Origin of the sequence: Acinetobacter sp. SM34, from assembly GCF_022012365.1 — a bacterium.
In the GTDB taxonomy this organism is placed as follows: Bacteria; Pseudomonadota; Gammaproteobacteria; order Pseudomonadales; family Moraxellaceae; genus Acinetobacter.
Genome location: NZ_JAKLTP010000002.1, coordinates 122,903 through 137,195 on the forward strand (window position 1 = coordinate 122,903; position 14,293 = coordinate 137,195).

A 14,293-nucleotide genomic window follows, 5' to 3' on the forward strand; every position below is an offset into this window, starting at 1 on the left:
GTTTTAGCTTCCTTTATTGATGACAATTTGCTGGGCGACAGTTCGCGCAATTTGATCGACCTGTAAAATACGTTCAATCGATTCTGTAGCACCACCTTCGACCTGATTTAAGGTCTGTTCTACCAAATGAGGAATTTCAGTAAAGCCTATGTTATTTTTCAAGAACGCCGCAACTGCAATTTCATTGGCAGCATTTAAAATCGCAGGGGCCAAACCACCCGTTTGCATGGCTTGTCGTGCAAGTTTTAATGCCGGAAAACGTGTGGTATCAGGTTCCTGAAAATCCAATTGCTGATTCATAAACAGGTCAAGTGCAGGCACATGAGTTTGAATACGTGCTGGCCATGCAAGTGCATGCGCAATTGGTGTACACATATCAGGGTTGCCCATTTGTGCCAAAGTCGAACCGTCCACATACTGAACCATAGAATGAATGATACTCTGTGGATGTACCACCACTGTTACAAACTGTTCTGAAATTGCAAACAAATGACAGGCTTCAATTAACTCCAGCCCTTTATTCATTAAAGTTGCTGAATCAACTGAAATTTTCTGCCCCATAGACCAGTTCGGATGTTTGCAGGCCTGTGCAGGCGTCACATTTTGTAATTGTTCCAGGCTATGGTTTAAAAATGGCCCGCCAGATGCGGTGAGCAATATACGCGATACACCTTGCTTTGGTTGTCCATTTCTCTCGTTTTGGAAATAGCCCTCAGGCAAGCATTGAAAAATGGCATTGTGTTCAGAATCAACAGGTAGCAATTCAGCCTGATAATCACGTGCAGCCTGCATCATGATGTCACCCGACATTACCAGTGCTTCTTTGTTGGCAAGCAGCACACGCTTACCAGCCTTAACCGCGGCCAAGGTCGGCAATAGACCTGCAGCACCGACAATTGCTGCCATCACCACATCAACATCAGCATGCTCGGCAACAGCAATCAAACCAGCTTCATCGGTCAAAATTTCAATATCAGTTAAGGACTGATCGTTAAAATATTGTTGTAGTTCTTTAACTCGACTGGAAGGAACAACCACCACTTTTGGTCGATACTGTTTGCATATTTCAACAAGTTCTAAAATTCGGCTATGCGCCGTGACTGCAAAAACAGAATACTTTTCAGGATGCTGTTGCAGAATTTTTAAGGTACTTTGACCGATTGAACCCGTTACACCTAATATACAAACAGATTGTGACATCTATAAATCTACACCAATAAGTTTTAAAACATACATGCCTGCTGCAAAAATTGGAGCAGCAGCAAGCAATGAATCAATACGGTCAAGTACACCACCATGTCCTGGCAGAATACGACCTGAATCTTTAATTCCAGCACGACGTTTGATCATGGATTCAAACAAGTCACCCAGAACCGAACTAAATACCGTAATTACAGATAAAATTAAAAATAAAATATGCTGGGCAAGGGTTAAATCCAGATAAAGAATTTCTACTGCCACGACAATTAGCATGGCGGTAAAAATACCACCGTACAAGCCTTCTACTGATTTGTTTGGACTGACATCCGGAGCAAGCTTTTTCTTGCCCAGTTTACGCCCAACAAAGTAAGCACCACTGTCTGCACCCCATACCAGTAAAAACAGGTACATGAGCCACCATGGAGAGCTATGCCATACAGAGAAAATTGCGGTAACCGCAGCAGAAACTAAAATAAATCCAATCACCTTGAGGCTGGAATTGTACCATCCATCATAGCTTGGATACGATTTAACCCAAAAGATACTGAGTATCCAGCAAATAATGGAAGCCGCCCAAAGCAGCAGAGCGATATCATTAAAATATAAGGCCAAGGTTGCTAAAGCTGCAGTGGCAAGTCCGTAAACCCATGCTAAAGGCTTAACCAGATTTTTATTTTTTCTTGGCATAAGCTTAAACCACTCATACCCAGCCACCCCTGCTGCAACAATCATCAGCATAAACATTGGATACTGAGACTGTGTAGCAAACATACAACTCAGTACGACTGCTACCAATACCAATGCGGTTATAATCCGCTCTAACATTTATTAATTCTCAATTTTCTCTTGTTGGATTTGCTCTGAAGTTTTACCAAAGCGACGTTCACGCCCAGCAAAGACGGCGAATGCATCATCTAATTCTTCAACAGTAAATTCAGGCCACAAGGTGGGGGTAAAATAAAGTTCAGCATAAGCAGCTTGCCAAAGTAAAAAATTCGACAAGCGATAATCACCACCTGTACGGATGAGCAAATCCACAGCAGGTAAATCGGCCATACAGACATGCTGTCCAAACAACTCAACATCAATGTCTTCAACCGCAACTTTTTTTGCCAGCACATCTACTGCAATCTGTTTTGCAGCCTGAGCCATATCCCACATACCACCGTAACTGATAGCAATGGTTAAAGTCATGCTGTCGAAATTAGCAGTCCTTTGTTCAGCTTGCAACATTAACTCGCGCAATTGCACAGATAACCGTGAACGATCACCGATAAAGCGCAAAGCAATATTGAATTTTTCCATACGTGGCAATTGCTCATGAATGGTTTCTTCCAACAAGCTCATGAGTAAATCAACCTCAAACTGAGGACGATTCCAGTTTTCACTCGAAAATGCAAAAACGGTTAAGGCTTGAATTTGATTTTCTATACAGTGCTCAACAATCGGATCGAGGACATTCTTACCTTCCCGATGGCCTGCACCTTTTTGCATTTGCTTTTTTTTTGCAAAACGATTGTTGCCATCCATAATGATGGCAACATGTTTTGGAAGATGCTTACTGTCTTCTGATACGGTCATTCAATCTTAGACCTTCATCAATTCAGCTTCTTTCGCAGCAAGACGCTTGTCTACTTCAGCAACAAATTTATCGGTGATTTTCTGGATATCATCAGATGCACGACGTTCATCATCTTCAGAAATTTCTTTTTCTTTTAATAAAGCTTTAATGTCACCCAAAACATCACGACGGATGTTACGAATGGCAACTTTGGCATTTTCTGCTTCAGTACGTGCAACTTTTTGCATGTCACGACGGGTTTCTTCAGTCAATGCAGCCATGGGCACACGAATCGCATCAGCAGTAATCGGGTTTAAGCCCAAGTCTGATTCACGGATCGCTTTATCAATTGCAGAAACCATTGAACGTTCAAAAGGCTGAACCAACAATGTACGTGAATCTTCAACACCAACGTTTGCCACTTGGTTCAATGGAACGTCAGAGCCATAGTAAGAAACCATCACACCATTTAAAATAGATGGGTGTGCACGACCAGTACGAACTTTGGCAAAACCATGTTCCAAAGACTCTAAAGTCTTGTTCATACGGTCTTCGCTGTCTTTTTTAAGATCGTTAATCATATGATCTTCCTTACTTAATTCTAAGAGATGTAATAACTAAATAGCGTGTAGTATAAAGAGCTTTCAGGCTCACGTACATTAATTCGTAACGTGAGTCCCTTCTTTTTCACCCATTACGACTGAAAGCAATGAACCAGCTTTGTTCATATCGAAAACTTGAAGTGGTACGTTATGATCACGGCATAGGCAAATCGCGGTTAAGTCCATCACACCCAATTTCTCATCCAGCACCTGATCAAATGTAAGGGCTTCGTACTTCACAGCATCATCATATTTGCTTGGATCTTTGTTATAAACGCCATCCACTTTGGTTGCTTTCAAGATCAGATTGGCTTCAATTTCAATACCACGCAAGCAAGCGGCTGTATCGGTCGTAAAGAACGGATTACCTGTACCGGCAACAAATACGCATACTTCGCCTTGAGTCAAATGACGGATGGCATCACGGCTTGAATATGATTCAACCACTGTACCAATGGGTAAAGCAGACATTAAACGGGTTTTAATGTTACGACGTACCAAGGCATCGCGTAATGCCAAACCATTCATCACAGTAGCAAGCATCCCCATCTGGTCACCGGTTACACGGCCAACCAAACCATCTTTTTGCAATTGGCTACCGCGGTACAAGTTACCACCACCAACCACAATACCTACCTGAACACCCAAACCAACCAGATGAGCAATCGCTAAAGACATTTGATCAAGCACAGTTGCGTCAATACCCATGTCTTTATTTCCAGCAAGTGCTTCACCAGAAAGTTTCAATAAAATACGTTCATAACGGGGCTTTTTTGAGTCCATCATCAGGAAATCTCCAAATCTTCCAATATCTAAAATTTTATTCGTATACTTAAATTACAAATCAGGCAGATTTAATCTGAATTAACTTGGCATATAAATCATATTCATCTGCATCGGTAATTTCGACTTCAAGCAAATCGCCGGCTTTAATCTGGCTTTTATCAATATCTTCCACAAAGACATTGCCATCAATTTCAGGCGCATCTGCATACGAACGAGCCACAGCAACCGGGAATTCTTCTTCCAGATCATCAACCAGTACAGTCATGGTCTGACCAATACGTTTTTGCAGTTTGGCTGCTGAAATTTCTTGCTGAACTTGCATAAAACGTTCATAGCGATCTTGCTTGATTTCTTCCGGCACATGATCCGGCAAGTCATTTGCTGTTGCACCTTCAACAGGTGAATAGGTAAAGCAACCTACGCGATCCAGCTGAGCTTCTTTAAGCCATTCCAGCAGGATTTGGAAATCTTCTTCAGTTTCACCCGGGAAACCCACCACAAATGTAGAACGAATGACCAGCTCAGGGCATTTTTCACGCCAAAGTTTTAGGCGCTCTAAAGTATTTTCACTGTGCGCTGGTCGCTTCATCAATTTTAAGATGCGCGGACTGGCATGCTGAAAAGGAATGTCTAGATATGGCAGGATTTTACCTTGCGCCATCAAGTCAATCACAGCATCTACATGTGGATATGGATAGACATAGTGCAAACGCACCCAGATTCCAAGTTGACCCAAAGCTTCGCACATATCGAAGAATTTGGTTTTAACCGGCTGACCATTCCAAAAGTCTAATTTATATTTGGTATCCACACCGTAGGCCGAAGTATCTTGAGAAATCACCAGTACTTCTTTTACACCGGCTTTTTTCAGCGCTTGGGCTTCGTTTAAAACCGAACCAACCGGACGTGAAACCAGGTCACCACGCATGCTTGGAATAATACAGAAGGTACAACGGTGGTTGCAGCCTTCGGATATTTTTAAATAGGCATAGTGTTTTGGCGTTAAACGGATACCCTGTTCAGGAACAAGGTCAATAAACGGATTATGCTTTGGTGGTTCCGGGACGTACTCGTGTACGGCCTCCATCACTTCTTGATATGCCGCAGCACCCGTCACTTTTAAGACATTCGGGTGCATTTGGCGAATTTTGTCTTCATCTTTACCCAAACAGCCGGTCACAATCACACGACCGTTTGCGCTCATGGCTTCGCCAATCGCATCTAAAGATTCTTGTACTGCAGATTCAATAAAACCACAGGTATTAACAACAACTAAATCAGCACCATCATAATCTGATGCTACATCATAACCTTCAGTCTTTAACTGAGTTAAAATTCGTTCGGAATCTACCAATGCCTTAGGACAACCTAAAGAAACAAAACCGACTTTGGGGGATTTCATGAATCTGCGCTCCACTGTAATGCGCGTATTGTATGTCTTTTCCACTCATAAAAACAGCTGAAATCCCGACTCTTTGCATTACGCACCAAAATACGGCTATATTTTTAGCAAATACTTAATATGCACTATTTTGGTTCACCAATAATTTTATTTCCCTTATTATGGAATTGAAATTCTGTCATTAAAAACAAAAAAGCACACTTTTATAGCGGCAGAATTTATATTTATACCCATGCTCAAAGTTGGCGTGCATTTTGCTTTATTTCGATAACGTTTAACTCGTTGAATGTCCCATAACAGGGAGAAATGACAAGAAGTGCAGATGCCATTGCGCTATTTTAACACAGGATACTTTCGCTAATGGATCAACCCGTCGCTATCGACTACCGCCTTTTAGTGGACAATTTAACCACCGCAATTTTATTGGTCGACAGTAACCTTAATATTTTTTATTTAAATTCTTCTTGTGAATCTTTGTTCGACATTAGTTTACTGCGTGCGGCGGGACAACCGGTTTTAAATTTGCTGCATATGCCCGATGATGAGTTTAACACTGAAGAAGCCCTATTAAATACCTTTAAAACCGGACAACATTATACGCGTCGTGAAGCGACCATTAGCGTCAACTTTAAAGATATTCATGTGGATTATACCGTTTCACAAATCAACTCGGAAAAACCCTATCACCCGCTTCTACTGATCGAGTTAAACCAGATTGACCGGATGCTAAAAATATCTAAAGAAGAAAACCTGATTCAGCAACACCAGGTCGCTCGGCAACTGATTCGCGGTGTCGCGCATGAAATTAAAAATCCTTTAGGCGGCATCCGTGGTGCCACCCAGTTACTGGCGCGCAGCCTGAACGATCCACAATATGAAGAATTTACCGACATTATTATTAGTGAAGTAGACCGTTTACGTAATTTGGCCGATACCATGCTGGGTTCTCGCCAGTTGCCAAGTTACGAACTGGTCAATGTGCATGAACCTTTGGAACGAGTCCGTTCACTGATTACCAATCAAACCAAAAAGAAAATCAAAATTACCCGTGACTATGACCTGTCCTTGCCTGAAGTCATGGCAGATCGTGACCAGCTGATTCAGGTCATGCTCAATATCAGCGTCAATGCCGTGCAAGCCATGATGGAAAACAAAGAGTTTTTTGTAGACCATCAGCCTGAACTGATTTTAAGAACCCGGATTCAGCGTCTGGTCACTATTAATGGTGTATTAAAACGCTCCGCGGTACGAATTGATATTGAAGATAATGGTCCGGGTGTACCGGAAGAAATTTTAGAATCGGTGTTTTACCCCTTGGTCACAGGACGTGCTAAAGGTACCGGTCTCGGTTTGAGTATTGCGCAAAACATAATGCACCAACATAGTGGAATGATTGAATGCCAATCTGTTCCAGGAAAAACAGTATTTAGCTTATATTTACCTTGGGAGTCTAACCATGTCGCGAAATAAAATATGGGTCATTGATGATGATCGTGCCATGCGCTGGGTATTGGAAAAAACTTTTAAAGAAGAAGGTTTTGATGTTACCAGTTTTGAAGAAGCACAATCTGCACTCGATCAGCTCAGCATAGATACCCCCGATGTAATTTTGACTGACATTCGTATGCCCGGCATTGATGGTCTGACCTTCTTGAGCAAAGTCAAAACCAGTCATCCAGATTTACCGGTCATTATTATGACTGCGCATTCAGATCTGGAATCTGCTGTATCCAGTTATCAAACCGGTGCTTTTGAATATTTACCTAAACCGTTTGATATTGATGAAGCATTGGCCTTGGTCAACCGTGCCATTCTGCACATTGCCAAATTACAGCAGCAAGAATCTGCCAAAATTGCTCCTCCAATTCAGTCTGCTGAAATCATTGGTGAATCGCCTGCGATGCAGGAAGTATTTCGTGCCATTGGCCGTTTGTCACAATCGCATATTACTGTGCTGATTAATGGTGAATCTGGAACAGGTAAAGAACTGGTTGCGCATGCACTACACCGCCATTCACCACGTAGCAGTAAACCTTTTATTGCCTTGAATATGGCAGCCATTCCGAAGGACCTGATTGAAACTGAACTTTTCGGTCATGAGAAAGGTGCATTCACCGGTGCCAATTCACAGCGCCAAGGCCGTTTTGAACAAGCCAATGGCGGTACGCTATTTCTAGATGAAATTGGCGATATGCCATTTGAAACCCAAACACGTTTACTGCGTGTCTTGGCAGATGGCGAGTTCTATCGTGTCGGTGGACATATTCCGGTTAAGGTCGATGTGCGTATTGTAGCCGCAACGCACCAAGACCTGGAAAAACTGGTGCATGACGGACGCTTCCGTGAAGACTTGTATCACCGTCTGAATGTGATCCGTATTCATATTCCAAAACTGGCTCATCGTAGTGAAGACATTCCTATGCTGGCACAGCACTTCCTGGCTCGCGCGGGTAAAGAACTCGGCGTAAATCCTAAGATCTTGCGTCCTGAAACCCAAGAATATATGCAACAACTGCCTTGGCAAGGCAATGTGCGTCAGCTAGAAAATACCTGTCGCTGGCTTACAGTGATGATTACCGGTCGTGAAGTGTATCCTGAAGATCTTCCTTCAGAATTAAAACAGATTCCAATTCAGCGCTCAGGTGAAGATGCGCAGCCGCACAATACCTTTGACCGTATTTCACTGCATCATTGGGATGAGTTATTGGGTCAATGGGCCATTCAGAAACTGAAAAACGGTGAGATGAAGATTTTGGACATTGCCACTCCCATGTTTGAACGCACTTTGATTACTGCAGCTTTACAGCAAACTCGTGGTCGTAAACGCCATGCTGCAGAATTGCTGGGCTGGGGTCGCAATACGCTGACTCGCAAGCTTAAAGAACTGGGGATGGATACGGCAGATGATGACGTTGAAGAAGAAGTGATAGAAAGCTAAACTTTTTCTACCTATTTAAAAAATAAAAGCTCCTTCGGGAGCTTTTTTATTAGACACCATTTAGGCAGTAAAACCTATATAACGGAAATATCCCTCTACCCCCAGATCAGACTTAAAAATCACATAATCCTGATAAGTTGATTTGGCAATTTCGGCAAACATATTCACCTGATCATCATGGGCATGCAAATCATCTACACAACGCGGCATGGTTTGCTCAAATTCATCGGTCATATATTCAAAACCAATATCCATGGCGATAAATAATACATGCTCGCAGGGTTGTATATATTGCTCTTCAGCCCAATTGATCACCTGCTGCTGACAGTGTGGACATTGGATATTATCTATGGCTTGAATATCGAGTTCAATCAGTTGATAGCTCATAACATTTAGATTCAGTTTTCTATCCGACTATATTAACAAACTCCAGCAAAGTGAATCCTTAAAAATCCTCAATAAAAAAAGGGAATCTCGATGACTCCCTTTTATAAAATTTACAAATTTATTTATGTGCCGATTTATAACGCGATAACGCAGTCACTGCCACTGCTGAAATAACCACAGCAGGTAAACTTGCCATTAAAATCCCCGAAGTTCCCAAGCCGATCGCCAAGATTTTCCCTGTCAATAATGGCCCAGTCATAGCACCTAATCGGCCCAAAGAAATCGCACTGCCCACGCCTGTCACTTTACCTGTGCCTGAATAGAAAATCGGTGAAATACCATACAAAATCGATTGGCCACCTGTCGAGAAAATCCCGCCCATAAACCCGGCCAGAACAAGTACTGGAATAGAGGTAGAAGTAAATAACAATACAAGGGCAATAAATAAACCACTATAGATAATTGCTGCCATCTGCCACAGTTTTAAACGGTCCAGCAAATAACCCAAAGCCAGAGTACCAATTACAGCGCCTACCTGGAATACCAGCATCACCATGAAAGCCTGTGGTTTTTCCAAGCCTTGTTCCATCAGCAAATTAGGTAACCAGCTAATCAAAATATAATTGATCATCAGGGTAAAGAAGAAACCTACCCAAAGCGGCATAGTATATTTATATTGCTGATTCTTAAACAATACCTGCACCATAGATGGAACAGCTTCAGTCGCGGCTTGCTCAACAGCAACCTCCTTAGGCTTATCTTTAAGAATCATTGCCATGAATGGGAGCAGTGCTAATGGTGCCAAGCCTCCAATCAGGAAAAGCGTATGCCAAGAAATATCTTTAAATAAGATAGCCAAACCCGCAACAAAAATTGCACCTACTGGTAATCCGCAATACATCAAGCTATTCAATTTACCGCGATTGGCTTCACTCGCTTCATCACCTACCACGGAAATCATGGTTGGCATTGCTGCACCCAAGCCTAAGCCGGTAAAGAAGCGCGCTGCATATAAAATTTCAACACTCGGCGCAATTGCAGTGAGTGACATAAATAGGCCGAAAATTGCAATTGAAAGCATTAAAACTTTCTTTTGACCTAAATAATCCGCTACTCGGCCGCCAAAGAATGCGCCAAACAACATCCCAAAAACACCTAAACTAAATACATAGCCCATTTGCACCTGGTCTAGAGCAAATGTTTCAGCAATTCCTTTTGCTGCAATACCGGGGGCTTGAAGATCAAAACCCTCAAAAAATGCGACCCAAAAACACAGAAACACCGTTAAGAATTTCTGCATTTTAGCTGTTTGTATTTGTGCCATGATTGAACTCCGTCCATAGTAAGCAAATTACCCTGCAGCAATTTGCTTCGCTATTTTCAGATCAATCTCCCCAAATAAATACCACTACAATGGTCGGGTTAATATCCCAAATGAATTCAGTTATATTAAAAAGCTTATCTATCAATATATTTCAAGTCTTAATATTATATTTTTTATATGAAATACAAAAACTTAAGAAAACAAAAGCTTATAACTATACAATGATAGATTTAAACAATAGTTCATAAAATTCTTCTGTTATTTCTTCCAGAATCTCCATTTGCTTGGCTTTGGTGTTTTTTCCTCAATACGCGCCAAACCTGCAAGCGCCTCCTTATTCATTTGACCATAACGGCTTAAATATTCAGGATTAAGCTGCCCAGCCACATATTCCGGCCACATGCTTTCGGAAGGCTTGCGCAAAGCGCGTTCATACCATTTTTGCGCCAGCGCCAAGTTTTGATTAAAGTACAGGCCATTTTCATATAAATAGCCCATTTGATATTCCGCATAATAATTTTTCTGATCTGCTGCTTTTTGAATCCAATAAGCCGCTTCTTCCAGATTTTTTTCAGTATATATCCCCCGCAAATACCAATCCCCCACTTGCGACTGTGAAGCCGCATCTCCCTTTTGAGCATTTAATAGAAACAGCTTAAAGAACAGCGCTTTTACTTCCGGCATGTGAAGCAAACTGTCTATATTGCGAATTTCCGCTGAAATTTGATCAATCGAATAGCTGGCAGCATGATTGAGCGCATATTCAGCCTGCTGAAGGGGACTGTCCTGAGTAAATTGAGCAAGAAGCTGCGCCGCTTCGGCCTGCATAGCCTCAATACCCGAGATTCGCGCCTGAAGAACAACATTCAAATGTTCTTTAGCTTTCATAGCATCCTGCTCAACACCCCGCCCATCAAGATACATTCGGCCTAAACTTAAATCCGCAGCAACAACTCTTCCTGCTGCCTTCATATACAGCGCAGCAGCTTTTTCCAAATCTTGAACAACACCTGTCCCATTTTCATATTTATCAGCCAAATTATTGATTGCGATAATATGATCTTTATCAGCAGCTTTTTGATACCAGTAGACAGAGCGTTCATAATCTTGGCCGGTACCGATACCATCCTGATACATCCAACCCAGCTGATAAGCAGCATTGGACATATTGCCGAGTTCTTCATCTGGCGCTTGCCTTGCAATTTTTAAATAAAGCTGAAGCGCTCTTTCCGCATTGACCGCATTAGGATTTGCTTGACGATAGCCAGCATGCGCAGAGTGCAGAAACTCAGTCAGCCAACCAAAGCGGCAATAACCTGCAAGTGCCATGACTGCAGGCCAGCTTCCCAGCTGAGCTGCCTGCTCCAGCAGCTTTAAACTTTGCTGAAAATCCTGTGGGACTGCACCCCCCTGCGCATAGCATTCCGCCAGCATATACAGTCCGACTTTGTCCTTCCGTTCAACTGCTTTGAGCAGCCATTCCCGTGTTCCTTCATAGTTTCTCTGCAGCACAGTCCCTAAGCTGAATTCCTGCGCCAAAGTACACATAGCCGGTGAAAAAGATGAGGCCGCAGATTTGCGGAGCAAATCAATATACGTGTGATGATCTTGATCTATCCGTGCCTGCTGCGCCTGAAAATGCTGGTATATTCCAGGATACAATCCTGCACGCTGATCAATCAGATTTAAGACTCTAAGGCCATGACCCGATTGAATATCTTCGAAATGCTCTATACGGCCAATCAACCCCAAACGAATAGCAATATCATCAGCATTTACCAGCCAGCGCGTTGTCCAATACAGCTCGGGCACATCTTTTGCCAGCATTACTTCCGGCAAAGGTTCAAAATGATTTGGCCGCTCAACGGTTTTACAGAACATTGCAGGCGACTCAACTTCTGGATGTATCAATGAGACACCGATCACTTCTCCCGCATTTGTTTTAACAATATCCCATACCTTCATTACAGGCTGACGCCAATGATACATTCCGCCCGCAGGCGTAAGATTCAGAACAATATCCCCTGATCGTATTTCTTCACCGCTTGAATAGCGCAAGTCCATGTACAGTCCTAATTTTTATAATGATTGAGCTTATTTATACACAAAAAAAGCCCGCATTACGCGGGCTTTTTTCAATATTTTTTTAGAACTTAAGCAGATTTTTTCGCCTGATTGTTCTTACGAATGGTAATCATCACCAGTTGAACAGCTGCAGGTGTTACACCCGGAATACGACTGGCCTGAGCAAGCGTTTCAGGACGAACATCTTTCAACTTCAAAGTAATTTCACGCGACAAGCCTGAAACCACATCATAATCAAAGTCTGCAGGAATACGGGTTTCTTCAAGACGCTTCATTTGAGCCACATCTTCTTGCTGACGGTTAATATAACCTTCGTATTTCACAGCAATTTCAATTTGCTCACCCACAAATGCTGAAACTTCTGAACCTGTGAGTTCCGCAATTTGAGCAAAGTTGATGTTTGGACGTTTTAACAAATCAATCGCTGAACATTCTTTAGACAGATCTGCACCAGTCATTTCAACGAATTTTTTACCCATTGGATTGTTTGGTGCAGCCCAAAGATGTTGTAAACGGCCTTTTTCAGTTTCTACTGCTTCCATTTTTTCACAGTAAGATGCCCAACGTTCATCATCCACCAGCCCCATTTCACGGCCAATGGCAGTTAAACGCTGATCCGCATTGTCTTCACGCAGCATCAAGCGATATTCCGCACGTGAGGTAAACATACGGTACGGTTCTTTGGTGCCGAGTGTAATCAGGTCATCAACCAGTACACCCATGTACGCTTCATCACGCTTAGGTGTCCATTGTTCCTGATCCCATGCACGGCGTGCAGCGTTCAAGCCAGCCAATAAACCTTGTGCACCAGCTTCTTCATAACCGGTTGTACCGTTGATTTGACCCGCGAAGTACAAGTTATTGATCGATTTGGTTTCAAGTGAGAATTTTAAAGATTGTGGATTGAAGTAATCATATTCAATCGCATAACCCGGACGAAGGATGTGTGCATTTTCCATACCACGGATAGAACGAACCAATTCAAACTGTACATCAAATGGCAATGATGTAGAAATACCGTTTGGATAAAGCTCATGCGTATCCAGACCTTCAGGCTCCAAGAACACTTGATGCGAGTCTTTATCGGCAAATTTATGAATTTTATCTTCAATCGATGGGCAGTAACGTGGACCTACACCTTCAATCACACCGGTATACATCGGTGAGCGGTCGAGTCCGCCACGAATAATGTCGTGGGTACGTTCATTGGTATGGGTAATATAGCAATTGATCTGTTCAGGGTGCATAGACGCATCACCCATGAATGACATGGTTGGAGACGGGAAATCACCCGGCTGTGGTGTCATGACAGAGAAATCAACCGAACGTGCATCAATACGTGGCGGCGTACCTGTTTTTAAACGACCTACCGGCAAGTTCAATTCACGTAAGCGCGCAGCCAATGAAATGGATGGAGGATCACCCGCACGACCACCTGATGCATTGTTTAGACCAATGTGAATTACACCGCCCAAGAAAGTACCCGTGGTTAACACAACAGTTTTCGCATCAAAGCGAATACCCATTTGCGTAACCACACCTTTAACGGTATCGCCTTCAACAATCAAGTCATCTGCAGCTTGCTGGAAAATATCCAGATTGGCCTGATTTTCCAAGGTATGACGAATTGCCGCTTTAAAACGGATTCGGTCAGCCTGTGCACGCGTTGCACGTACTGCCGCACCTTTACGTGAGTTCAAAATACGGAACTGAATACCGCCTTTATCGGCAGCCAAAGCCATAGCACCACCCAAGGCATCAATTTCACGTACCAGATGAGATTTACCAATACCACCAATGGCCGGGTTACAGCTCATCTGCCCTAAAGTCTCAATGTTGTGAGTTAAGAGCAAAGTCTGTCGACCCATACGCGCTGCAGCGAGGGCTGCTTCGGTACCTGCGTGACCGCCACCGATAACAATGACATCGTAAACTTTAGGATAATGCATAATGGTTTGAGAGATAAAAAATGATGACGGATTATTATATCAAAACTGAGCAAAATAAG

12 protein-coding genes are annotated in these 14,293 nt (G+C 42.7%); 2 read left to right on the plus strand and 10 right to left on the minus strand.

Annotation, left to right across the window (positions count from 1 at the left end; all coding sequences use genetic code 11):
- Positions 1-3 precede the first annotated feature (3 nt).
- The 6 genes from ispC to rimO all read right to left on the minus strand — a co-directional run bounded on the left by ispC (position 4) and on the right by rimO (position 5,551).
- Positions 4-1,200: a 1-deoxy-D-xylulose-5-phosphate reductoisomerase gene (ispC, locus tag LZZ98_RS02335; RefSeq protein ID WP_237786479.1), complete on the minus strand. Its 1,197-nt coding sequence runs from the start codon at positions 1,198-1,200 to the stop codon at positions 4-6.
- Complete coding sequence (locus LZZ98_RS02340; protein ID WP_086174311.1) at positions 1,201-2,025, minus strand: phosphatidate cytidylyltransferase; 825 nt, start codon at positions 2,023-2,025, stop codon at positions 1,201-1,203. It abuts the gene before it with no gap.
- 3 nt (positions 2,026-2,028) lie between these two features.
- Entirely contained in the window at positions 2,029-2,781 is a 753-nt protein-coding gene (uppS, locus tag LZZ98_RS02345; RefSeq protein ID WP_237786480.1) for a polyprenyl diphosphate synthase, read from the minus strand.
- 6 nt (positions 2,782-2,787) lie between these two features.
- Positions 2,788-3,342, minus strand: coding sequence for a ribosome recycling factor (gene frr / locus LZZ98_RS02350; protein WP_086174313.1), 555 nt, complete (start codon positions 3,340-3,342; stop codon positions 2,788-2,790).
- Between the two features lie 78 nt (positions 3,343-3,420).
- Positions 3,421-4,149: a UMP kinase gene (gene pyrH, locus LZZ98_RS02355; protein WP_237786481.1), complete on the minus strand. Its 729-nt coding sequence runs from the start codon at positions 4,147-4,149 to the stop codon at positions 3,421-3,423.
- Positions 4,150-4,207: 58 nt separating this feature from the next.
- Positions 4,208-5,551: a 30S ribosomal protein S12 methylthiotransferase RimO gene (rimO, locus tag LZZ98_RS02360; protein WP_086197899.1), complete on the minus strand. Its 1,344-nt coding sequence runs from the start codon at positions 5,549-5,551 to the stop codon at positions 4,208-4,210.
- Between the two features lie 360 nt (positions 5,552-5,911).
- On the opposite strand from rimO, the gene glnL reads away from it, so the two are divergent.
- A complete protein-coding gene (gene glnL / locus LZZ98_RS02365) occupies positions 5,912-7,021 on the plus strand; it encodes a nitrogen regulation protein NR(II) (protein WP_086174316.1) in 1,110 nt (369 codons plus the stop codon).
- A complete protein-coding gene (gene glnG, locus LZZ98_RS02370; protein ID WP_086174317.1) occupies positions 7,008-8,489 on the plus strand; it encodes a nitrogen regulation protein NR(I) in 1,482 nt (493 codons plus the stop codon). The genes glnL and glnG overlap by 14 nt, the downstream gene beginning before the upstream one ends.
- Positions 8,490-8,549: 60 nt before the next feature.
- Here glnG and LZZ98_RS02375 read toward each other — a convergent pair whose 3' ends face one another.
- The 4 genes from LZZ98_RS02375 to mnmG form a co-directional block, all read right to left on the minus strand.
- A complete protein-coding gene (locus LZZ98_RS02375; RefSeq protein ID WP_237786482.1) occupies positions 8,550-8,876 on the minus strand; it encodes a hypothetical protein in 327 nt (108 codons plus the stop codon).
- A 118-nt stretch (positions 8,877-8,994) separates the two neighbouring features.
- Positions 8,995-10,200, minus strand: coding sequence for a 3-(3-hydroxy-phenyl)propionate transporter MhpT (gene mhpT, locus LZZ98_RS02380; RefSeq protein ID WP_237786483.1), 1,206 nt, complete (start codon positions 10,198-10,200; stop codon positions 8,995-8,997).
- 258 nt (positions 10,201-10,458) lie between these two features.
- The gene (locus tag LZZ98_RS02385) at positions 10,459-12,264 is read right to left on the minus strand and encodes a tetratricopeptide repeat protein (RefSeq protein WP_237786484.1); all 1,806 of its coding nucleotides are present in this window, start codon (positions 12,262-12,264) and stop codon (positions 10,459-10,461) included.
- Positions 12,265-12,353: 89 nt separating this feature from the next.
- Entirely contained in the window at positions 12,354-14,234 is a 1,881-nt protein-coding gene (gene mnmG / locus LZZ98_RS02390; protein ID WP_237786485.1) for a tRNA uridine-5-carboxymethylaminomethyl(34) synthesis enzyme MnmG, read from the minus strand.
- Between the last annotated feature and the right edge of the window lie 59 nt (positions 14,235-14,293).